This window comes from Streptomyces sp. PTY087I2, from assembly GCF_001687325.1.
Classification (GTDB): domain Bacteria; phylum Actinomycetota; class Actinomycetes; order Streptomycetales; family Streptomycetaceae; genus Streptomyces.
Genome location: NZ_LZRD01000022.1, coordinates 24,890 through 46,765, shown reverse-complemented (window position 1 = coordinate 46,765; position 21,876 = coordinate 24,890). Strand labels below are relative to the sequence as shown.

General features: G+C 71.7%; 20 protein-coding genes and 1 pseudogene. 9 read left to right on the top strand and 12 right to left on the bottom strand.

The genetic code is table 11. The features are described 5' to 3' along the window. Window positions 1–5: 5 nt before the first annotated feature. The 5 genes from A3Q37_RS24060 to galU all read right to left on the bottom strand — a co-directional run bounded on the left by A3Q37_RS24060 (window position 6) and on the right by galU (window position 4,087). Complete coding sequence (locus A3Q37_RS24060) at window positions 6–635, bottom strand: GNAT family N-acetyltransferase (RefSeq protein WP_065487720.1); 630 nt, start codon at window positions 633–635, stop codon at window positions 6–8. A 17-nt stretch (window positions 636–652) separates the two neighbouring features. After that, window positions 653–1,153 carry a molybdenum cofactor biosynthesis protein B gene (locus A3Q37_RS24055; protein ID WP_065487719.1) on the bottom strand — a complete coding sequence of 167 codons (501 nt, stop codon included), beginning with the start codon at window positions 1,151–1,153 and terminating at the stop codon, window positions 653–655. A gap of 107 nt (window positions 1,154–1,260) precedes the next feature. Beyond that, a complete protein-coding gene (moaC, locus tag A3Q37_RS24050; RefSeq protein ID WP_065487718.1) occupies window positions 1,261–1,770 on the bottom strand; it encodes a cyclic pyranopterin monophosphate synthase MoaC in 510 nt (169 codons plus the stop codon). 99 nt (window positions 1,771–1,869) lie between these two features. Next, window positions 1,870–3,180, bottom strand: a complete 1,311-nt coding sequence (gene glp, locus A3Q37_RS24045) for a gephyrin-like molybdotransferase Glp (protein WP_065487717.1) — start codon at window positions 3,178–3,180, stop codon at window positions 1,870–1,872. Window positions 3,181–3,184: 4 nt separating this feature from the next. Beyond that, on the bottom strand, window positions 3,185–4,087 hold the full coding sequence (gene galU / locus A3Q37_RS24040) for a UTP--glucose-1-phosphate uridylyltransferase GalU (RefSeq protein WP_065487716.1): 903 nt from the start codon (window positions 4,085–4,087) through the stop codon (window positions 3,185–3,187). A gap of 93 nt (window positions 4,088–4,180) precedes the next feature. Between galU and A3Q37_RS24035 the strand changes: the two genes are divergently transcribed. After that, window positions 4,181–4,792, top strand: a complete 612-nt coding sequence (locus A3Q37_RS24035) for a 5-formyltetrahydrofolate cyclo-ligase (RefSeq protein WP_065487715.1) — start codon at window positions 4,181–4,183, stop codon at window positions 4,790–4,792. A 3-nt stretch (window positions 4,793–4,795) separates the two neighbouring features. Here the strand turns inward: A3Q37_RS24035 and A3Q37_RS24030 are convergent, their stop codons facing one another. Continuing rightward, on the bottom strand, window positions 4,796–7,540 hold the full coding sequence (locus A3Q37_RS24030; RefSeq protein WP_065487714.1) for a penicillin acylase family protein: 2,745 nt from the start codon (window positions 7,538–7,540) through the stop codon (window positions 4,796–4,798). Between the two features lie 278 nt (window positions 7,541–7,818). Between A3Q37_RS24030 and A3Q37_RS24025 the strand changes: the two genes are divergently transcribed. From A3Q37_RS24025 to mscL, 6 genes are all read left to right on the top strand, one after another. Continuing rightward, window positions 7,819–9,408: a potassium/proton antiporter gene (locus A3Q37_RS24025; RefSeq protein WP_065487713.1), complete on the top strand. Its 1,590-nt coding sequence runs from the start codon at window positions 7,819–7,821 to the stop codon at window positions 9,406–9,408. A gap of 365 nt (window positions 9,409–9,773) precedes the next feature. Then, complete coding sequence (locus tag A3Q37_RS24020; RefSeq protein WP_065487712.1) at window positions 9,774–11,054, top strand: MFS transporter; 1,281 nt, start codon at window positions 9,774–9,776, stop codon at window positions 11,052–11,054. Between the two features lie 66 nt (window positions 11,055–11,120). Next, window positions 11,121–11,459, top strand: coding sequence for an FmdB family zinc ribbon protein (locus A3Q37_RS35945; protein WP_079137958.1), 339 nt, complete (start codon window positions 11,121–11,123; stop codon window positions 11,457–11,459). A 117-nt stretch (window positions 11,460–11,576) separates the two neighbouring features. After that, window positions 11,577–12,473: an S-methyl-5'-thioadenosine phosphorylase gene (locus A3Q37_RS24010; RefSeq protein WP_065487710.1), complete on the top strand. Its 897-nt coding sequence runs from the start codon at window positions 11,577–11,579 to the stop codon at window positions 12,471–12,473. Window positions 12,474–12,695: 222 nt separating this feature from the next. Beyond that, a complete protein-coding gene (locus A3Q37_RS24005) occupies window positions 12,696–13,214 on the top strand; it encodes a hypothetical protein (RefSeq protein WP_065487709.1) in 519 nt (172 codons plus the stop codon). A gap of 113 nt (window positions 13,215–13,327) precedes the next feature. Beyond that, complete coding sequence (mscL, locus tag A3Q37_RS24000; protein WP_065487708.1) at window positions 13,328–13,849, top strand: large conductance mechanosensitive channel protein MscL; 522 nt, start codon at window positions 13,328–13,330, stop codon at window positions 13,847–13,849. 16 nt (window positions 13,850–13,865) lie between these two features. Here mscL and A3Q37_RS23995 read toward each other — a convergent pair whose 3' ends face one another. The 6 genes and pseudogenes from A3Q37_RS23995 to A3Q37_RS23970 form a co-directional block, all read right to left on the bottom strand. After that, window positions 13,866–14,096, bottom strand: a complete 231-nt coding sequence (locus A3Q37_RS23995; protein ID WP_065487707.1) for a hypothetical protein — start codon at window positions 14,094–14,096, stop codon at window positions 13,866–13,868. Window positions 14,097–14,158: 62 nt separating this feature from the next. After that, window positions 14,159–14,554 carry a hypothetical protein gene (locus A3Q37_RS23990; protein ID WP_065487706.1) on the bottom strand — a complete coding sequence of 132 codons (396 nt, stop codon included), beginning with the start codon at window positions 14,552–14,554 and terminating at the stop codon, window positions 14,159–14,161. Window positions 14,555–14,811: 257 nt separating this feature from the next. Further along, window positions 14,812–15,465: pseudogene (locus A3Q37_RS23985) on the bottom strand (ubiquinol-cytochrome c reductase iron-sulfur subunit); the annotation flags it as partial. After that, window positions 15,462–16,064 (bottom strand): 4Fe-4S dicluster domain-containing protein, encoded by a 603-nt coding sequence (locus tag A3Q37_RS23980; RefSeq protein WP_065487704.1) that lies wholly within the window; start codon window positions 16,062–16,064, stop codon window positions 15,462–15,464. The gene A3Q37_RS23980 and the pseudogene A3Q37_RS23985, both read right to left, overlap by 4 nt. A 5-nt stretch (window positions 16,065–16,069) precedes the next feature. Then, window positions 16,070–18,397 carry a molybdopterin oxidoreductase family protein gene (locus tag A3Q37_RS23975; protein WP_065487703.1) on the bottom strand — a complete coding sequence of 776 codons (2,328 nt, stop codon included), beginning with the start codon at window positions 18,395–18,397 and terminating at the stop codon, window positions 16,070–16,072. Continuing rightward, window positions 18,394–19,503 (bottom strand): MFS transporter, encoded by a 1,110-nt coding sequence (locus A3Q37_RS23970; protein ID WP_065487702.1) that lies wholly within the window; start codon window positions 19,501–19,503, stop codon window positions 18,394–18,396. Before A3Q37_RS23970 ends, A3Q37_RS23975 begins: the two co-directional genes overlap by 4 nt. Window positions 19,504–19,771: 268 nt before the next feature. On the opposite strand from A3Q37_RS23970, the gene A3Q37_RS23965 reads away from it, so the two are divergent. Together A3Q37_RS23965 and A3Q37_RS23960 are read left to right on the top strand one after the other, a co-directional pair. After that, window positions 19,772–20,857: a P1 family peptidase gene (locus A3Q37_RS23965; protein WP_065487701.1), complete on the top strand. Its 1,086-nt coding sequence runs from the start codon at window positions 19,772–19,774 to the stop codon at window positions 20,855–20,857. A 227-nt stretch (window positions 20,858–21,084) separates the two neighbouring features. Continuing rightward, on the top strand, window positions 21,085–21,840 hold the full coding sequence (locus tag A3Q37_RS23960; RefSeq protein WP_065487700.1) for a DUF6227 family protein: 756 nt from the start codon (window positions 21,085–21,087) through the stop codon (window positions 21,838–21,840). Window positions 21,841–21,876 lie beyond the last annotated feature (36 nt).

Below are 21,876 nucleotides of genomic sequence, written 5' to 3'. Positions count from 1 at the left end.
AACACTTATTTTATTTCGCCGGTCGGTCCGGAGCCTCCCGGCGTCACGGGCCGCGAGCGGCGCCAGCGCCTGAGCATCCCCTCGGGCACTTCCTCGGCGGTGAGCGCGAAGATCAGGTGGTCGCGCCAGGCGCCGTCGATGTGGAGATAGCGCGGGCGCACGCCCTCCGAACGGAATCCGAGTTTCTCCACCACCCTGCGACTGGGCGCGTTCTCCGGGCGAATGCAGACCTCGATCCGGTGCAGGCCCACCGTGCGGAAGCAGTGGTCCACCGCGAGCGCCACGGCCGTCGGCATGACGCCGCGCCCGGCGACGCTCCGGTCGACCCAGTAGCCGATATGACCGGAACACATCGAGCCCCAGGTGATTCCCGCGACGGTGAGCTGGCCGACCAGCCGGCCCTCGTACTCGATGGCGAACGGCAGCATCCGTCCCGCGTTCGCCTCGGCGCGCAGATGGCGGACCATCTGCCGGTACGTGGGGCGCTGCGCGATCGGGCCGCCGGGTGTGGGCGGCGGGACGGTGGCCTCCCAGGGGCGCAGCCAGTCGCGGTTGCGCCGGTTGACCTCGCGCCAGACCCGCTGGTCACGCATCTTTATCGGGCGCAGGACGATCTCGCCGTCGGTCAGCGTCACCGGCCAGGTCGCGATGTTCAGCTCGGGCTCCCCGGTCGGGGGTGGTCGCCGCCGCGGAGCTGGTCGACGGCGTGCACCAGGAGCCGGCCGAGGACGGCGAGCCCGTCCTTCACCCCGCCGGTGGAGCCGGGGAGGTTGACGATCAGGGTGCGCGACGCGACGCCCGCGAGGCCCCGGGAGAGGGCGGCGGTCGGAACCTTGGCGAGGCCCTCGGCCCGGATCGCCTCCGGGATGCCGGGGATCTCGTGGTCGAGGACGCGGCGGGTCGCCTCGGGGGTGGCGTCGGTGGGCGAGATGCCCGTACCGCCGGTGGTGACGATGACGTCGTACCCGGCGGCGACGCCCGCGCGCAGGGCCGCCTCGACCGGGTCTCCGTCGGGGACGACCTGCGGCCCGTCGACCGTGAAGCCGAGGCCCGTCAGCGCTTCGGCGATCAGCGGGCCGCCCTTGTCCGCGTACACGCCGGCGGAGGCCCGGTTGGAGGCGGTGACGACGAGGGCGGTGTACGGGGAGAGCAACGCGGCTCCGGTGGGCTCCGGACCCCCGGAGGGCAACGCGGCTCCGGTGGGCTCCGGCCGCCCTGCCGGCTGCTCGTGGCCGGGGGCTCCGGTGGGCTCGGGCGGCGTCACGCGTCCGGTCCCGCCGGTTCCGCCGGCGCGGTGCGCCGGTAGTCGCCGGACTTGCCGCCCGACTTCGCCTCCACCCGTACGTCGGTGATGACCGCGCTCTTGTCGACCGCCTTGATCATGTCGACGACGGTCAGGGCCGCCACCGACACCGCCGTCAGGGCCTCCATCTCGACGCCCGTGCGGTCCGTCGTCTTCACGGTGGCCGTGATCTCCACCGCGTCGTCGGCCACGCCCAGGTCGACCTTCACACCGGAGACGGCCAGCGGGTGGCAGAGCGGGATCAGGTCCGGGGTGCGCTTGGCCCCCATGATCCCGGCGATCCGGGCGGTGGCGAGGGCGTCGCCCTTGGGGACCCCCTCGCCGCGCAGCAGCTCGATCACGCGCGGCGCGACGAGCACCCGGCCGGAGGCGCGGGCGACGCGGGTGGTGACGTCCTTCGCCGACACGTCGACCATGCGGGCCGCGCCCGCCTCGTCGATGTGCGTCAGCCTGTTCTGCGTACTCAACTCACTCCGCCTAGCGGTAGGGGCACCGATGGGCCTCGGACCCGGAGGGGGTCCCCCGGAAGGCACGGCGGCAGATACCGTACCGCCACCGGGCGGCGGTCAGCGGAGCAGGACCACGTCCGTCTCCGTGCCGGGCTCGACCGAGGTGGTGTCCTCGGGGACCACGATCAGCGCGTCGGCCTGGGCCAGCGCGGCGACCAGATGCGAACCGGAGCCGCCGACCGGGGTGACCGTGCCCGACTCCGCGTCGTAACGGCCGCGCAGGAACTGGCGGCGGCCGGCCGGTGAGGTGAGCGCCTTGTCGGAGCTGAGCTCGGCGCGGACTGTGGGGCGGTGCACATCGGCCAGGCCCATCAGGGTCCGGATCGCGGGGCGGACGAACAGCTCGAAGGAGACGTAGGCGGAGACCGGATTGCCCGGCAGGGCCAGCAGCGGTGTGTGGTCCGGGCCGATCGAGCCGAAGCCCTGGGGCTTGCCCGGCTGCATGGCGAGCTTGCGGAACTCGACCCCGCTGCCCGGCTCGTCCGCGTCGCCGACGGAGGACAGCGCCTCCTTGACGACGTCGTACGCGCCGACGCTGACACCGCCCGTGGTGACCAGGATGTCAGCGCGGATCAGCTGGTCCTCAATGGTGGCGCGCAGCGTCTCGGCGTCGTCGGCGACCGCGCCGACCCGGTAGGCGATGGCTCCGGCGTCCCGGGCGGCGGCGGTCAGCGCGAAGCTGTTGGAGTCGTAGATCTGGCCGCCCGTCAGTCCCTCGCCGGGCTGGATCAGTTCGCTGCCGGTGGACAGGACGACCACCCGGGGCCGGGGCCGTACGACCACGGTGGAGCAGCCGATCGCGGCGAGCAGACCGATCTGCGGCGGGCCGACGACCGATCCGGCGGCCAGGGCCAGCTCGCCCGGCTGGACGTCACTGCCACGCTCGCGCACATGGGCGCCCACCGTGACCGGACGGTGGACGCGGACCTCGCCGGTGGCGCCCTCCGGCGCGTCGGCGTGGGCGCGCATCCCCTCGGCGGGGCCCTCACCCGTACCGCCGTCCGTCCATTCGACCGGGACCACGGCCTCCGCACCGGCGGGCAGCGGGGCGCCCGTCATGATGCGGGCGGCCTGTCCCGGTCCCACGACCTGGTCGTCGGCGAGCCCCGCGCTGCCCGCGGCGACGTCACCGATGACGGTGAGCACCGCGGGGAACTCCTCGCTGGCGCCCTCGACATCGGCGACGCGCACCGCGTAACCGTCCATGGAGCTGTTGTCGAAGGGCGGCAGGGCCACCTCCACGACGACGTCCTTGACGAGGACGCAGCCCTGGGCGTCGGGCAGCTGCAACTCGATGGGCTCCAGCGGCCTCACCGAGGCGAGGATGTCGTCCAGGTGCTCGTCGACCGACCAGATCGTGCTGCTCACGGGGTTACATCTCCTCAGCGACGTACTTGCGCAGCCAGGTTTGGAAGTCCGGCCCCAGGTCTTCACGTTCGCACGCCAGTCTGACAATGGCGCGCAGATAGTCGCTGCGGTCGCCGGTGTCATAGCGGCGGCCCTTGAAGACGACGCCGTGCACGGGGCCGCCGATCTTCTCGTCCGCGGCGAGCAGCTGGAGCGCGTCGGTGAGCTGGATCTCGCCGCCGCGGCCCGGCTCGGTGTGTCGCAGTATGTCGAAGACCGCGGGGTCCAGGACGTACCGGCCGATGATGGCGAGGTTGCTGGGGGCGTCGGCCGGGTCGGGCTTCTCGACCAGGTCGGTGACGCGGACGACGTCGCTGTCGACGGTGGCGTCCGCGGCGGCGCAGCCGTACAGATGGATCTGCGAGGGGTCGACCTCCATCAGCGCGATGACGCTGCCGCCCTCACGCTCCTGGACCTCGACCATCCGGGCCAGCAGCGCGTCGCGCGGGTCGATCAGGTCGTCGCCGAGGAGCACCGCGAAGGGCTGGTCGCCCACGTGCGGGGCGGCGCACAGCACGGCGTGCCCGAGGCCGCGGGGGTCTCCCTGGCGCACGTAGTGCATGGTGGCGAGGTCGCTGGACTCCTGGACCTTGGCGAGGCGTTCGGCGTCGCCCTTGCGGGTGAGCGCGGACTCCAGCTCGTAGTTGCGGTCGAAGTGGTCCTCCAGGGGGCGCTTGTTGCGACCGGTGATCATCAGTACGTCGGAGAGGCCCGCTGCCACGGCTTCCTCGACGACATACTGGATGGCCGGCTTGTCGACGACAGGCAGCATCTCTTTCGGAGTGGCCTTCGTGGCGGGCAGGAACCGGGTGCCGAGACCTGCTGCCGGGATGACGGCCTTGCTGATCCTGGAGGGCGACTGAGTCATGTGCCGACCTTAACGGGTGCACACGGCCGGAAGCTGATATTCCGGTTAACTTCGTCCTTAAATATGCCCATACGAGAATCGTGCGAGTCACCAATGAACACCGACAAGTCCGGAAAGACGTCCGCGAAGGGCTCTCTGCGGCGCGAACTGCTCGCCGCCCGGGCCCTTCTGACGAAGGAGGACGCGCTCCGGGCCGCCGCGGTTCTCGCCGACGCCGCGCTGCACCTCCCCGAACTGGCCGACGCCCGTACGGTCGCCGCGTATGTCTCCGTGGGCCGCGAACCGGGCACCCGCGCCCTCCTGGAGGCGCTGCGCGGGCGCGGCGTGCGGGTGCTGCTGCCGGTCCTCCTGGCCGACAACGACCTGGACTGGGCGGCCTACGAGGGCCCGGCGCACCTGCTCCCGGCCGGGCGGGGGCTCCTGGAGCCGGACGGGCCGCGCCTGGGCCCCGACGCCGTCATCGCCGCCGACGCGGTGCTGCTGCCCGGCCTGGCGGTGGACGGGTCCGGGATGCGGCTGGGGCGGGGCGGCGGCAGCTACGACCGGGTGCTGGCCCGGCTGACGGCCGCCGGGGCGCACCCGTCGCTCGTCGTGCTCCTGTACGAGAACGAGGTGGTCGCGCGGGTCCCGTCGGAACCGCACGACCACCCCGTGGACGCCGTGGTCACACCGGCCGGAGCGCGGCGCTTCGTGAACCCTTCGTAGGGCCTACGGTTTCAGCGTCAGCGTGTCGACGGTGGACGCGTCGACCGCTTCGGTCCCGAAGGACCAGTCGAGCAGTTCGCCGCCGACCCACTTGTCCGTCTGGTCGGTGTAGTGCGCGTTGAAGGCGTGCCCGGAGGCCCCGCTGAGGTTGATCCAGCGGGACTTGTCCCAGTCCCCCACGTTGACGACCATGCGCATCGACGGCACCCAGATGACCTCGTAGCCGCCGGCCGCGTTCCAGCCGGTGGCGTTGACCGCGGCCTCGCCGCCGCCGAGGTTCCAGGGGCCGCGGTTGAGCGCCCGCTGGAGCAGGCCGGGGCCCTCGGTGCCGAGGGTCTGGTTCTTCAGCGTGAGCCGGTGCAGCCGGCCCCAGCTCCAGGTGGAGATGTTCTTGCCGAGCTTGGAGGTCAGCTCCCAGCGGGCGTCCTCCATCGCCCGGGCGAACAGGTCGTCCCGGCTCTCCAGGGCGTCCTCGCGGCCCCGGGCGGGCGCCTTCCACCACGCGTTGTCCTGGTCGTCCACGATCTCGCGGACCACCTGGAACCAGCGGTCGCCGCCGTCCGGCTGCGCGGTGTCGCCGTCGCGCTGGCCGCACTCGCGGACGAGCTTCCTCTGCTGGTCGGCCGGGCCGCTGTTCTTGGCCGGCGGCACATTGATGCAGTCGCCCTTGACCCGCAGCTCCTTGGGCAGCTTGTTGCCGAAGGCGAGCTTCAGGATGTTGCGCCAGACGCCGTTGAAGTACGCGGCGGCGGCCGAGTCGGCCTCCTGGGTGTAGTCCCAGCCCTCCAGCAGCTTCTGGGCCTCGCGGACGCTCGGGTCGGAGATGTTGATCTTCTTCAGCTCGGGCACCAGCAGCGCGGCGATCTCGCTGAAGTTGTCCATCTGCATCTTCTGCATGTCATCGGTCGAGACCTTCTCGCCGCCCTTGATCTTCTGGGCGAGGAGGTCGTTGATCCGCTGGCTGCGGGCGCCGTAACCCCAGTCCTTGGTCAGGAGGTGCGGGTACTTCTTCTCGTCGATGACGGCCTGGTTGGCGGTGACGATGTAGCCGCGGTCCGGGTTGTACTCGTAGGGCAGCTCGTCGAAGGGGATGTAGCCCTTCCACGCGTACTTCGGGTCCCAGCCCGGCGCCGGGACCGTACCGTCGAAGCCCGCGGAGCGGACCGGGATCTTCCCCGGGGCCTGGTAGCCGATGTTGCCCTCGGTGTCGGCGTAGATGAGGTTCTGCGAGGGGACCTCGAAGTTCTGCGCGGCCGCCCGGAAGGTCGTGAAGTCCTTGGCCCGGTTGATCGCGAAGACGGCGTCCATGGACTTGCCCGGCTGGAGCGCGGTCCACTTCAGGGCCACCGCGTACCCGTCGGCCCGGTCGGGGGCGGCGTTGCTGACGGGCGCCTTCTGGCCGACCTTGTCCAGTTCCTTGCTGCGGTCGGAGACCAGGGGGCCGTTGTTGGTCTCGCGGACGGTGATCGTCCGGTCCCGGCCGCCCGCGACCTTGATGGTCTCCTCGCGGGTCTTGAACGGCTTGGTCGCACCGTCGTACAGATAGCCGTCGCCGGAGACCTTCTCCAGGAAGAGGTCGGTGACGTCGGCGCCCAGGTTGGTCAGGCCCCAGGCGATGTCCTGGTTGTGGCCGATGATCACACCGGGCATGCCGGAGAACGTGTAGCCGGCCGTGTCGTACTGGCAGGTCGCCGAGAGCTTCCGGCAGTGCAGGCCCATCTGGTACCAGAGGGAGGGCAGCATCGGCGCGAGGTGCGGGTCGTTCGCGAGCAGCGCCTTGCCGGACGTCGTGTGCGCCCCGCCGACGACCCAGGAGTTCGAGCCGATGCCGTTGCCGTTCGGGCCGAGCAGCGCCGGGATCTCGTCGAGGGTGTCGGAGAGCGCGGCGAGCTGGGTGGTCAGGCCCTCGCCGGCACCCTGGGGGGTCGCGGAGCCGATGGAGTCCGACGGGGTCGCCTCGGGGTCGAACTTCCCGGTGACCGGCGAGATCGCGCCCTGCTCGACGATCGGCTTGTGCTGCTTGTACGGGTAGCCGGGGTACAGGTCCTCGATCTGGTCCTGGTCGAGGCGGCTGGTCAGCAGCGAACGGTCGATCTCGTCCTGCATGTTGCCGCGCAGGTCCCAGGCCATCGCCTTGAGCCAGGCCACCGAGTCGACCGGGGTCCACTTGCCGGGCTTGTAGTCGTTGGTCAGGCCCAGCGCCGCGTACTCGACCGAGATGTCCCGGCCTTCCTTGCCCTTCAGATACGCGTTGACGCCCTCCGCGTACGCCTGGAGGTTCTTCTTGGTGCTCGCGTCGAGCACCTCGTCGTACTCCTTCTGCGCCACCTGCCGCCAGCCGAGCGTGCGGAGGAAGGCATCGGTCTCCACCTGCCCGGAACCGAACATCTCGGAGAGCCGGCCGGACGTCATGTGCCGCCGGACGTCCATCTCCCAGAAGCGGTCCTGGGCCTGGACGAAGCCCTGGGCGCGGAAGAGGTCGGCGTCGGAGTCCGCGTAGATCTGCGGAATCCCGTAGGAGTCGCGTTTGACCTCGACGTCGCCGGAAAGGCCGTCGAGCGTTATCGACCCGGTGGTCTGCGGGTACGAGGCCCGCACGGTGGATACGGACCAGTACGCCCCGTACCCGACACCCGCGACGAGCGCCAGCACCAGGACGAGCACGATCAGGCGGGCGCGTCGCCCCTTCTTCCTGCCGGGCTTCTTCTCGTCGGAAGGGCCGGAAGAGGCGGTTGTGTTGGCGGGCATCGCTGTCCTTCGAGGGGGCAGGGTGGTCCTGGGAGTGCAGGAGCAACCATAGGCGCAGCGGAGAAGCCACTCGGACGCGGTATAGGGATGCATCCATTTGCGTCTTCCTCGCACGAACACTCGAAGCCGTCAAGGAATCGTTAACGATTAGGTAAGGTAACGAAGTACCTGGCTGCCGGGGGCCGATCCGGCAGGCGCACGCAGGGAAGGAACGGACCCTGACTGTCCACGCGCTCAACGAACTCCTGCTCGTCTGCTCGCTCGTCCTGCTCGTCGCCGTGGCGGCGGTACGGATCTCCTCGCGCAGCGGGCTCCCCAGCCTGCTCCTGTATCTCGGCATCGGGATCGCCCTGGGGCAGGACGGCATCTTCGACGTCAAGTTCGACAACGCCGAGCTGACGCAGGTGATCGGCTACGCCGCCCTGGTCGTCATCCTGACCGAGGGCGGACTCGGGGCGAAGTGGAAAGAGGTCAGACCCGTCCTGCCCGCCGCCGCCGTGGTCTCCACGATCGGCGTCGCCATCAGCGTGGGCATCACCGCATCGGCCGCGCACTACCTCGTCGGCCTGGACTGGCGCCAGGCGCTCATCATCGGCGCGGTCGTCTCCTCGACCGACGCCGCGGCCGTCTTCTCCGTGCTGCGCAAGGTGCCGCTGCCGCCCCGGATCACCGGCGTCCTGGAGGCCGAGTCCGGCTTCAACGACGCCCCCGTCGTCATCATGGTCGTGGCGCTGTCCGCCGTCGGCCCGGTCGAGCACTGGTACGTCCTGGTCGCGGAGATCGCGATGGAGCTGGCCATCGGCGCCGCGATCGGCATCACGGTGGGCTGGCTGGGGTCCCTGGGGCTGCGGCACGTGGCGCTGCCCGCCTCCGGCCTCTACCCGATCGCCGTGATGGCCATCGCGGTCTCGGCGTACGCGACGGGCGCCCTGGCCCACGGCAGCGGTTTCCTCGCCGTCTACCTGGCGGCGATGATCCTCGGCAACTCCAAGCTGCCCCACTGGCCCGCCACGCGCGGTTTCGCCGACGGGCTCGGCTGGCTGGCCCAGATCGGCATGTTCGTGCTGCTCGGCCTGCTGGTCACCCCGCACGACCTGGTCGACGACTTCTGGCCCGCCGTCGTGGTGGGCCTGGTGCTGACCATGGTGGCCCGGCCGGTGTCGGTCTTCCTCAGCCTCGCGCCGTTCCGGATCCCGGGCCGCGAGAAGATCCTCATGTCCTGGGCCGGGCTGCGCGGGGCGGTGCCCATCATCCTGGCGACCATTCCGATGGTGTCCGGGGTGGAGGGCAGCACCCGCATCTTCAACATCGTCTTCGTCCTGGTCATCGTCTACACCCTGATCCAGGGCCCGACGCTGCCCTGGGTCGCGAACAGGCTGAACATCGCCGAGGACCCGGCCGAGGCCGACGACCTGGGCATCGAGTCGGCCCCGCTGGAGCGGCTGCGCGGCCACCTGCTGTCGGTCGCCGTCCCGGCGAAGTCGAAGATGCACGGCGTCGAGGTCGGCGAGCTCCGGCTCCCGGCCGGGGCCGCCGTGACGCTGGTGGTCCGGGAGAACCAGAGCTTCGTGCCGTCCCCGGCGACGGTGCTGCGGCGCGGGGACGAGCTGCTGGTGGTGGCCACCGACCCGGTGCGCGACCGGGCGGAGGAACGCCTGCGGGCGGTCGCCGAGGGCGGCAAGCTGGCCGGCTGGCTGGGTACGGGATCCCCCGCTTCCGGGGCCCCCGGCGCCACGGGGCCGCAGGGCGGGTCGGCCATCCCCCAGGCGATGAAACTGGCCAAGAAGCTCGGCGGCGCCGGTGCCGACACCCGTACCGGCGTCAACGGGAGCGGCGGCGCCGGCAGCGGTACGAAGACCCGCCCCTGAGCCTCTTGGATCCTGAGCCTTTTGGTTTCCGGGCCTCTTAGAGGTGACAACACAGGCAACCCGCGGCGAACGCGTCGTAGATCACAGGCTGATACGGAAGCCCTGGGCGCAATCACAGGCACACAGGGCTTCCTGCCTGTACCATGAAGGCAAACCTGATCGACCAACTCTGTCTGATGCAGAGCTGGCGCGACCGTATGGCGGTCGTGGTGTCTCTTCGCCCGGCGCTTCTTCGCCGCTTGCAGCGAGTCGCCCGGCATCTACCGCAGTTCCGCGCGAAGAGGACAGCTCTCGGCCGCTTCCGTCCGGCCCGCCCCACAAGGGCGCCGGGAAGCAGGGCTACCAGGCGGCAGAAAGGCAAGGCCGTGGCAACCACGGTCTCCGACCGCCCCGGATACGGGCAACTGCTGCGCACCCCCGGTGCGTGGACCTTCCTCCTCCCGGGCTTCGCCGCACGGCAGCCCTTCGCGATGCTCACCATCGGCATCGTCCTCCTCGTGCAGCACACGACCGGCTCGTACGGCAGCGCGGGCGCCGTCGCGGCGGTCTCCGGCGTCTCCATGGCGCTGTTCGCCCCGCAGAGCGGCAAACTCGCCGACCGGTTCGGCCAGCGCGCCGTCCTGGTGCCCGGGGTTCTTCTCCACGCCGTCTCCGTGAGCGCCCTGACCGTCCTGGCGCTGGCGGACGCGCCCCTGTGGGCGCTGTTCGCCGCCGCCGTGCCGACCGGTGCGTCGATCCCGCAGATCGGCCCCATGGTGCGGGCCCGCTGGGCGGCGATGCTGGGGGCGACCCCCGACCGGCCGGCCTCCCCGCTGATGTCCACGGCGGCCGCGTTCGAGTCGGTGACGGACGAGTTCACGTTCGTCCTGGGCCCGGTGATCGCCACCGCGCTGTGCACCGGCGTGCATCCGGCGGCCGGCCTGATCACGGAAGCCGCCCTGACCCTGGTCGGCGGCCTCCTCTTCGCGGCGCAGCGCGCCACCCAGCCCGCCCCGCGCGCCAAGGCCACCGCGGCCGAACCGCACGCCTCGGCGCTCTCCGTTCCTGGTGTACGCGTCCTGGCCATCGCCTTCCTGGGCATCGGCGCGGTCTTCGGCGGGATGCAGGTCTCGCTGACCGCGTTCACCGAGGAGATCGGCCACCCCGGCGTCAACGGGGTGCTCTACGGGATCTTCGCCGCGGGCAACATGCTGGCCGGCATCGCCTGCGGCGCCATCGCCTGGAAGAGCAGCCCGCGCCGCCGGCTGATCGTCGGGTACGTGGCGCTGACCCTGACCGCGTCCGGCCTGTGGGCCGTGCACTCGGTGCCGCTGCTGGCCGGGCTCGGCCTGCTGGTCGGCCTCTGCATCGCCCCGGCCCTGATCAGCGGCTACACCCTCGTCGAGGCGCTGGTACCCGCCACCGCCCGTACGGAGGCCTTCACCTGGCTGACAGGCGCGGTGGCACTCGGACAGGCGGCGGCCGTGACCGTGGCGGGGCGGCTCGCCGACGCCCACGGTGCGAGCACCGGATTCCTGGTCCCCCTGGCCGGGACCGCCCTGGCCCTGATGACCCTGCTCGCCCTGCGCTCCCGGCTGACTCCGAAGTCCCAGGGACGCACGGTGGCACGTGGGATCGGTCACCGCGAGCCGGTCACGGTGGACTGATCCGACGGAATACGTCAGTATGGAGCGTCGTTAGCACTCATTGAGTGAGAGTGCCAGGAGGAGCAAGTGCCGACCTATCAGTACCAGTGCACCGAGTGCGGCGAGGGCCTCGAGGCGGTGCAGAAGTTCACCGATGATGCCCTGACCGTGTGCCCGAGCTGCGACGGACGCCTCAAGAAGGTGTTCTCCGCGGTCGGCATCGTCTTCAAGGGTTCCGGTTTCTACCGGAACGACAGCCGCGGCTCCTCGTCGAGCAGCACGCCGGCGTCGTCCTCGAAGTCGTCCGACTCGGGTTCGTCCTCGTCGTCGACGGGCTCGGACACGAAGTCGAGCGCCTCGTCGTCCGCCTCCTCGTCGTCGGCCCCCGCGGCGGCCTCGTCGTCGAGCGGTACGTCGGCCGCCTGAGCCCGCGTACGCCCCATCTGCTTTCGCACCACCTGCTTTTCACCGGACCCCGCCGAGACCGCTCGGCGGGGTCCGGGCGTTTCCCCGGGCCGACACCCCTGCGGATACGGTGACCGCATGGTGAACGCACATACGGAAACGAACTCCGGTACGCGTACGGGTACGGGTACGGCGGGGGCCGAGGGGTCCGCGGAGATCGGTGTCATCGGCGGCTCGGGCTTCTACTCCTTCCTGGAGGACGTCACCGAGGTCGCCGTGGACACCCCCTACGGAAAGCCGAGCGACTCGGTCTTCCTCGGCGAGCTCGGCGGCCGCCGGGTGGCCTTCCTGCCCCGCCACGGACGCGGCCACCACCTGCCGCCGCACCGCATCAACTACCGGGCCAACCTGTGGGCGCTGCGCTCCGTCGGCGTCCGGCAGGTGCTCGGGCCGTGCGCGGTGGGCGGGCTGCGGCCGGAGTTCGGGCCGGGCACCCTGCTCGTCCCCGACCAGCTGGTGGACCGCACGAAGGCCCGCGTGCAGACCTATTACGACGGTGAGCCCCGGGCCGACGGGACCGTGCCGAACGTCGTTCACCTGGGTTTCGCCGACCCGTACTGCCCCGAGGGCCGCAAGGCCGCGCTCGCGGCGGCCCGCGGCCGGGACTGGGAGCCGGTGGACGGCGGCACCCTGGTGGTGGTCGAGGGGCCCCGGTTCTCGACCCGCGCGGAGTCGCGCTGGCACGCGGCGATGGGCTGGTCCGTCGTGGGCATGACCGGGCACCCGGAGGCGGTCCTCGCCCGGGAGCTGGGGCTCTGCTACACCACGATGACCCTGGTGACCGACCTGGACGCGGGGGCCGAGGCGGGCGAGGGCGTCTCGCACGAGGAGGTGCTCCAGGTGTTCGCGGCCAATGTGGACCGGCTGCGCTCGGTGCTGTTCGACGCGGTGGCAGGCCTGCCGGCGAACGAGAGCCGCAACTGCACGTGCGCCCATGCGCTGGACGGGATCGACACGGGGATCACGCTGCCGTAGCGGGGCGACTGCCGCTGGGAAGGGCGGGGCTCACCGGATCGGGTGACGGAGTTGTCCACAGTGCGGGGGCTGTCCACAGGCCGCAGCGGGATCTGCTGGAACGGTGGAAAGTGAGGGGAGTCCGGCCGGGTCGAACCGGTCCGGACTCCCCTTTCCCGTGCGTTCCCCTCCGCGCTCGTGCGCTTTCCTCGGCGCTCGTCCGCTCCGATCCCAGGTGGTGCCATGTCCACTTCTCCCTCTCCCCTCTCATGTCCTGCCCCTGTGCCCGCGCCGTGCGGGGTGGGGCCGTTCGGGCCCCTGCGGGTGCGGGGCGGTGGCACGGACCGGCTGCGGCGGATGCTGCGCCGCCAACGGCGTGCGGCGGCCGCGGGGCTCGCGCTGGCGGGCGCGGCGCTGGCCACCACGGGCCTGAGCAGCGCCGACGGAGGGGCCGGCCCGCCGGACGATCCGCCGGGGGCGGGCCGACCGCCGGTGCGGCTGGTCTCGGCGCCGGTCCGGATCGCGGATCCGGAGACGGTACGGCTGCTGCGGCCGGGAGACCGGGTGGATGTGATCGCGGTGGGCGATGCGGGCGGCGACGCGCGCGTGGTGGCCCGAGGGGCGCGGGTGGCGAAGGTGCCGCCCACATCCGCGGGGGCCGGGGCGCTGGTGGTGCTGTCCGTGGCGCGGCCGACGGCCACGGCGCTGCTCGGCGCGGGCGCTTCGGGCCGGCTGGCCGTGGCGGTGTCCGATGCGCACTGACGTTCTGTCACCGCACCCGTGGGGTTCAGCGGGCTGGACAGTCCCGCCTTCTCCCGCCTTGGGTGGTGGGGCACTGTGCTCCCCTCACCGTCCATGCGAAGGAAGGCTCACCCGTGAGCGAGAAGAAGGTCAGTCTGCTGGAGGGCTTCAAGGCCTTCCTGATGCGCGGCAATGTGATCGACCTCGCGGTGGCTGTCGTCATCGGTGCCGCTTTCACCAACATCGTGAACGCGGTCGTCAAGGGCATCATCAACCCCCTGGTCGGCGCGTTCGGCACGCAGGACCTGGACAACTACAGCTCCTGCCTCCAGGGCCCGTGCACCACGGACCCGAAGACCGGGGAGATGGACGGGATCGAGATCCTGTGGGGCTCGGTGCTCAGCGCCACTCTCAGCTTCCTGATCACCGCTGCCGTCGTGTACTTCCTGATGGTGTTGCCGATGGCGAAGTATCTGGCCAGGCGGGCGGCGATGCAGGCCGCCAAGGAAGGGGTGCAGGAGACCATCGAGGTGAGCGAGCTGGAGGTGCTGAAGGAGATCCGCGACGAACTGGTCTCCCAGCGCACCGGTGGTGCGCCCGGGCCGGAGTCGGGCGGAGCCGGCGGGGCTGCTGCCGGCCCGCGCGAGGACCGGTAGCCCTCCGGGCGATCGCTCAGATGTGGTGGGGCGGCTTCTCGTCCAGGAAACGCGCGAGGTCGGCGGCGCTGTTGCCGGCCGGAGGCCGCTCGCCCCACCCCTGGTCCGTATCGTCCGCGGACTGCCGGTCCAGCGGATCGTCGAAGATGAGAACCGGCTTGGGCTTCGGTTCCGGTTCCCGGTGCGGCTGCTCCTGTGGCTGCTGCTGCTTCGCATCACGCGGGCTGGGGGCGGGGGCGGCGCTCATGTCTCCAGGGTACGGCGGCTCACCACGGGGGGGTGAGCCGCCGAGGGCCCGGGCGGCGGGCGTCAGCGGTCCTTGGGGTCGACGAGCCACAGGCCGAGCACGACGAGGAACGACAGGCAGAGGAATCCGGCCCCCCACCAGGCCGTGCCGGTGTTGCCCTCCATCCACTCGTCGATCAGGACCGTCAGCCCCCAGAGCTGGCCGACGACGACGGTCATGGCCAGGGCGAGGCGGGCGGTCAGCTTCGAGGAGCGCTCGGGGTTCTGGTCGGTGCCCGCTCCGGGCCCGGGGCCGGTGTGCCGGACGCGAGGATCCCCGTATCCGCTGGTGGGGCGGATCTGCGGGTACCGCTCGTGGACGGGCCGGTTCAGCTCGGGGTCGGCGCTGCCCGGGTGGTAGGCCGGATAGTGGGTGCCCGGGGGCGGCAGCGGCTGCTCGGGGTGCGGGGTGTCGTTCATGCCCGCCTGCCCGGGTTCTCGGCGGTGGCGGGGGTGGCACCGGTTCCCCGCCCGGGACGGGCAGCGGAACCGGGACCGGTGGCGGGGGCGGGAGCGGGGGCGCGGCTGCTGGCGTCCCTTGCGCCACCGGTCCCGGGTGTGCCGGTCCGAGGCGTACCGCCGGTCCGGGGTGTGCTGCCGGCCCGGGGGGAGCCGCCGGTCCGAGGGTCGGGCCGTTCACCGATGCTTCGGTTCCCGGCGTGTGGCCGGGCGGCGGCGGCCCGGGGCGGGGACTCGGCTCCGCCGCCGATGTCGGGGCAGCCGATACGGGCGGCGAGGTCGGGGCGCTCGCCGCCGAGCTGGCGGCAGAGGCCTTCCTCGACGCTCTCGCCGGACCGGGTGGTGCCCACGGCCCAGACGCTTCCGTCGTCCTGCTCGACGACCACGACCTTGGGCAGCCCGCGCGGCGGCGGGCCCGCGGTGACCTCGCCGGACCGGGCGTCGAAGACTCCCTCGTGGCACGGGCAGTACAGCTCGCCCTCGGTGCCCCGGTCCTTGCGCCAGAGCACGGCGCAGGCGAGGTGGGTGCAGACGGCGGAGTAGCCGACGAGGGTGCCGTCGTCGAGGCGGACGGCGACGGCCCGGTCCTCCTCGCCCGGGTAGCGGAAAGCGATCGATTCGCCGGGCAGGAGTCCGCCGGCGATGCGCTTCGGCTCGGGGGCCTTGCCCTCATCGCCGTCGCCGTGGCGGTGGAGGATGCCCGCGGCCACTCCGATACCGCCGACGGCGAGCCCGCCGGAGACGGTGGTGACGATCCGGAGGTAGTCCCGCCGGGTGGTGAGGGAGTCGGCGGCGATCCGGTCCTGGAGCGCCTCGCGCGGGTCTCCCCCGGCGGGGTGCTCGCCGGCCGGCTGCCGGTCGGTGACGCTCATCGGCGGACGTCCTTCCCGTTGATCTCGACGACGGGAAGACCGCCGGGTACCGGCCACTGGACCCGTTCGGCGGGGACGACCATGGCCACGCCGGTGCGGACCTCGGTCTCGCCGAAGACGAAGGTGTCGGCGACCTGGACGCCGGGGCGCTCCGCCTGGAGCTCCTCGACGGTTCCGTAGAAGAGCGCTCCGGTCGGGCAGACGGTGGCGCACATGGGGGCGAGACCGTAGGCGGTGCGGTCGTAGCAGAGGTTGCACTTCATCTGGAGCTTCGCCCGGAGGTCAATCTTCGGTACGCCGAAGGGGCAGGCGTTGACGCAGTTGGAGCAGCCGATGCAGCGGGTGGTGTCGGCCTGCTGCACCACACCGTCCGCGGTCACCAGGATCGCGTCGGCGGGACAGACCTCGGCGCACGGGGCGACCGGGTCCTCGCAGTGCATGCAGACGGTCGGAAGGGAGGCGACGGACTGGCCCTCGTCGGTGTAGTCGAGGTGGATCATCGATTTGCCGCGGTGCGAGTCGCATTCGCGGCAGGCGGAGACACAGGCCTGGCAGCCGATGCAGCGCCCCGGGTCGATGAAGATCGTTCTGCCCATCATGGGCCTCAGCTCCTCTCCGAGGTGCCACGGCCCTGCGGGGCCGTGGGGGGCAGCGGGTCGGTACGGGAGACCTGGGTCTCCGGGTAGGCGACATGGCCGGGGGCGACCGGCGGGGCGGGGACCTCGTCGATCCGCTCGGCGTGCTCGATGCGGCAGGCGCACACCTTGTACTCGGGGATCTTGGAGCGGGGGTCGAGGGCGTCGATGGTGAGGGCGTTGGCCGCGGTGGGGACGGGCCAGTGGTACGGGACGAACACGGTGTCGGGGCGGATCGCCTCGGTGACCAGGGCGGGGAAGACCTCGCTGCCGCGCCGGGTGACGATGCGGACGGGTTCACCGTTGCGGAAGCCGTGGGAGGGGTGGATCTCGGCCCAGGGGCGCGGGGTCTGTTCGACGAGGGCGCCGAGCCTGCGGGTCTGGTTGCCGGAGAGGAAGTGGGCGACGGTGCGGCCGGTGGTGAGGGACATGGGGTGCTCGTCGTCGTACGGGTCCATCGGCGGGTGCCATTCGACGACCTGGAGGTGGATCCTGCCGTCGGGGTGGTAGGTCTTTCCGTCCTCGAAGAGCCGGGGGGTGCCGGGGTGGTCGGTGGTGGGGCAGGGCCAGGAGATGCCGCCGGTCTCCTCCAGCCGTTCGTAGGTGATGCCGTAGTAGTCGTTGACGGTTCCGGCGGAGGCGATGCGCAGCTCGTCGAAGACCGACCGGGAGTCGGGGAAGTCGAATTTGTCGCCCGCGCCGAGGCGGCGGGCGAGTTCGCAGATCACCCAGGTGTCGGTCCGGACGCCTGGCGGCGGGTCCTGGGCCTTGTTGTGCTTGACCACGCGGGCTTCCGCGTTGGCCATCACTCCTTCGTCCTCGGCCCAGGTGGTGACGGGGAAGACGACATGGGCGTTGGCGGCTGTCTCGGAGAGGAAGAAGTCGAATTGGGCGTGGAACTCGGTGGTGTCGTACCCCTCCTTGACCACCCGGTAGTTGGGCAGGGAGACGAAGGGGTTGTTGCAGATGCCGATCAGGCCGCGGATCTCGCGGCGCTGCATCTGCCAGACCATTTCCATCATGGAGGTGCCGGCGGGCGGGAGTTCGGACTCCTCGATGCCCCAGATCTCGCAGATCTGGCGGCGGTGCTCCTCGTTCATGATGGAGCGTCCGCCCGGGAGGAGGTCGGACTTCTGGCCGTGCTCGCGGCCGCCCTGCCCGTTGCCCTGGCCGGTGATGGTGCCGTAGCCGGCGCCGGGTTTGCCGATGTGGCCGGTGGCGGTGCAGAGGTTGATCACGGAGAGGCAGTTCTCGACGCCCTGCGAGTGGTGTTCGATGCCCCGGGCGTGCCAGGCCATGGCCTTGGGGGCGCGGGCGAAGGCCCGGGCGACCTGGACGATCTGCTCGGCGGGGATTCCGCAGATCGCGGCGGCGCGGGAGGGCGGGTATTCGGCGGCCTTGGCCTTGAGCTCCTCCCACCCGGTGGCGTGGGCGGCGAGGAAGCTCTCGTCGGTGAGCCCTTCCTCGATGACGACGTTCAGTACGGAGGTGAAGAAGGCGGAGTCGGTGCCGGGTTTGAGGGCGACGTGGATGTCGGCGGTCCGGGCGATGGCGGTCTCGCGCGGGTCGACCACGATGAGGGTCGCGCCGCGGTCCCGGGCTCCCCAGACGTACTGGGTCATCACGGGGAAGCACTCGCCGACGTTGGAGCCCGCGATGAGCAGGCAGTCGGTGAGCAGGATGTCGGAGAAGGGGTTGCCGGCCCGGTCGATGCCGAAGGCCAGCTTGTTGGCGCCCGCGGCGCTGACCATGCAGAGGCGGCCGTTGTAGTCGACGTGCCGGGACTTGAGCGCGACCCGGGCGAACTTGCCCACCAGATAGGTCTTCTCGGAGAACAGGCTGGCCCCGCCGAGGAGCCCGAAGGCGTCGTTGCCGTACGTCTGCTGGATGCGTTTGACCTCGGAGACGGTGAAGTCGAGCGCCTCCTCCCAGGAGACTTCACGGAACTCCTCGTCGCGGGAGCGGCGCATCAGCGGGGCGGTCAGCCGGTCGGGGTGGTTGACCTGCTGATAGGCGTTGATGCCCTTGGGGCAGAGCCGCATCCGGTTGATGTCGTGGTTGCGGGGTTCGACGCCGAAGACCTTGCCGCCGTGGTCCACGCGCAGATACATCCCGCACTGGACGCCGCAGAAGCAGCAGTGGGTGGGGACGAGCGTCTCGCCGTTCTGGTCGGCGTGCCACCGGTCGGCCGGGATGCCGCCCGCGTCCCGGAAGGCGCGGGTGCCGGGCGGGGCGAGGGAGGGGTCCAGGGGGATGAAGGTGCGGCGGTCGGCGGCAGCTCGCGGATCCGCGGTCACTTGAAACCTTTCTTCACATGGGAGAGGTAGGCGCTGCCGCGCAGCACCCGCTTGCAGCGCGGGCAGTATTCGGCCCAGGCGTCGAAGTCGAGGCTGAGGTCGCGCATGGTGCCGCGGAGGTTCTCGACGTAGGGCCCGGTGTCGATGGGTTCCTCGCAGCGGCGACAGGCGAACACCTCGTCGTCCTTGCGGGCGGTGTACTTGAACAGCTGCATGCCGACCGCGGCCGGGCGCTGGACGATGTGGAAGAACTTGCCGAACGGGATGTAGATGAGCGTGAAGACGACGGACACCATGTGGAGGATCGCCAGGAACTGGTAGCCGCCGCCGTGCAGGAAGACCGAGGAGAAGGTGAGCAGCAGGCCGGTCACGGAGATGACGATGAGCGCGATCAGAGGCACCAGGTCGTAGGCGAAGCGCTGGCCGGTGACGGCGCCGCGGTCCTTCATCCGGCGCCACAGGAAGTACGAGGCGCCGGGGATGACGAGGACGGCGGCGATGTCCAGGCCGTGGAACATCAGCCAGCCGAGCAGGTTCAGGGAGTCGAAGCCGAGGATCTTGAAGCCCCAGATCCGCATCTCGTAGCCGGGCCCCGATCCGGTGCCGGAGGTGAAGGTGAACCAGCCCCAGGTGAGCGGGAAGGTGATCAGGGCGGCGAGGATGCAGCCCCAGAAGATGAGCTGGTGAGCGGCCCAGCGGGCGTGGGAGCGGGCGCCGAGGAACTTCTGGAAGCCGAGGTAGGTGGCGATCATCCTGGGCAGGGCGGTGGGGGCCCGGCGGAAGTTCTCCATCGAGAAGAGGCTGCGCCAGCCCTGTTTGAAGAGGCGTCGGGCGCCGGGGGCGGAGATCCAGACGGTGTAGCGGTAGGCGACGCCGAAGGCGAGGAAGACCGTGGCCACGGCGTAGGGAAGGAGGGCCGAGTCGAAGTTGCGGAGCATGCGGCTGCCGAGCACGATCGCGAGGATCAGGAGGGCGGAGACGACCACTCCGGCGAGCGTGGCCCGGCCGGTGACGGACCGGGGGCCGGTCGGCGCGGGAGGCGTGGCCGAGGGTTCGCCGGGGGCGGTGGGCTCGGCTGCTGCGGTGGCTTCTGAGGGCTCGGTCACCCGGCCACCGTAGGACTGTTTGGGCGGATTGAACCCGTTTTAGGGGGTGGGAGGGTGAGCGGGTCGCCCGGACAGTCGCAAGGGTCGCCTTGCCCGGTCCGGGTCCGGGCGCCCTGCTCGCGCCGGGCCGCCGAGCGGGACCGCCGGGCCGGGCCTGGCGCAGCGGGCGTACGGGGTCTCGGGCACCGTTTCCGGGTCGCCGGTACGTTCGAGGCGTAGCGGCCCGTGTTCTTCGGCGGGCCTCGGTCCCGACCGGAGGAGCCGCACGATGACGCGCGAGGACAAGGCCCCCGAACTGCCGCCCCTGCTGGACGCGCTGACCGATGTGGCCGGTATCCGCGTCGGTCACGCCGAGGTCGCCGGTGCGGGTGCGTTGAGCGGCACGACCGTCGTGCTGGCGCCCGAGGGCGGGGCCGTGGCGGCCGTGGACGTACGGGGCGGCGGGCCGGGTACGCGGGAGACGGACGCGCTGGATCCGCGCAACCTGGTGCAGCGGGTCGACGCGGTCGTCCTCACGGGTGGCAGTGCCTACGGGCTCGACGCGGCGTCCGGCGTGATGGCCTGGCTGGAGGAGCAGGGCCGGGGCGTCCGGGTCGGCCCCGGACCCACCCAGGTGGTGCCGGTCGTTCCGGCGGCCGCCCTCTTCGACCTCGGCCGGGGCGGCGACTGGCGGGCCCGCCCCGACGCGTCGACCGGCCGGGCCGCGGTGGAGGCGGCGGCCGCCACGGGCCCCGGGGAGCCTGTCGTCGAGGGGTCGGTGGGCGCGGGTACCGGCGCGGTGGCCGGGCAGCTCAAGGGCGGCATCGGCACGGCGAGCGTCCGCCTCGCCTCCGGGGTCACGGTGGCCGCCGTCGTCGCGGTGAACGCGGCGGGCTCGGTGGTCGATCCCCGGACCGGGGTGCTGTTCGGGGAGTACGGGGCCGGGGAGCCGCCGGCGCACCCTCCGGCCGAGGTCCACGCGGCGGCGGAGCGGCGGCTCGCGCAGCAGCGGGAGGCGGCGGAGGCGACCGGGGGCGGGGTCCCGCCGTTCAACACGACGATCGCGGTCGTCGCCACGGACGCGGACCTGACCCGGGCCCAGGCCCAGAAGCTGGCGGGCACCGCGCACGACGGCCTGGCCCGCGCGGTGCGCCCGGTCCATCTGCTGACCGACGGGGACACCGTGTTCACCCTGGCCACGGGGCAGGTGCCGGTGCCGCCCGGGGACCCGGTCGCCGTCAACGAGATCCTGGCGGCGGGCGCCGACGTCCTGGCGCGGGCCATCGTGAAGGCGGTGCGCGCGGCCCGGAGCGCCGAGGGGCCGGGCGGCACGTTCCTCTCGTACTCGGAGCTGTACGGAGGCGGGACGCGGTGAGGCTGCGGTGGAGGGGGCGCGCGGGGTGAGCCGGGGGCGCGCGCGGACGGCCGACTCGCCGTCCACGTAAGGGAGTTCCTCCCAAGCGCCCGAAATGCACCGGGAACGGGCGGGGAACTTTCGGCGTGCGCCTTACGTTTTCACCCAACCCCGGTCACGATGTCAGGCCCAGGGACTACGTTAAGCACGCATCGAGTAACACGCGGCGACGGCCTGGAGACACCACCTTGAGCGATCCGTACGAGACAACCGAGCACCACCTCGACCGACTCCTGCGACGCGCCCTGAACTCCTTCGACCTTCCCGACAGCACGGTCGACCGCCTCGGCACGGCGCTGGCCCACAGCAGTTCGCTGCACTCGTCGCACCACAGCTCCGTGCTGCACCGCGAGACCTACCGTCACACGTATCTCCTCGCCGACGGCTCCGCCCTCACCCTGTGGGAGCTGGTGCACAGCGGCGGCCGCGATGTGCACAGCCCACGCCGGCACGAGCTGTACGACGACGAGGGCGACGCCCGTATCGCCGCGTCCCGGCTGGCCGGGAGCCTCTCCGACTCCCCGGCCTTCGGTGACGAGGGGATGCCGGAGGCGCCGGGGGACCTGGAGATGCTGACGGTCCTGATGTCCGCCCCGCCGGCCCCGCTCCCCCGGACGTACGCCCCCGACAACTCCGCGGACCACGCCCGCCGGGTGCTGCGCCGTGCGGAGAACGCCGACCGGCCGGGCGAGGAGAAGGCGCGGCTGCTCCGGGCCGCCTTCGCGCACCACATCACCCAGATCTTCGGCCGGCAGTGCCATGTCGACGGCCGGGCCGCCGGATTCACGCTCTACGAGCACGCGTTCCTGCTGCTGGACGGCAGCGAGACGAGCCTGTGGGAGGTCGAGCACACGGCGACGCCCGACGGCCGCCACATGTGCGAGGTGTACGAGGACGAGCACACCGCCCGCGCGGCGATGGAGAGCCGCACCCGGATCTGCTGACCCCAGCCCGGGGCCGGCGCGCAAAGGCTGCTGTCC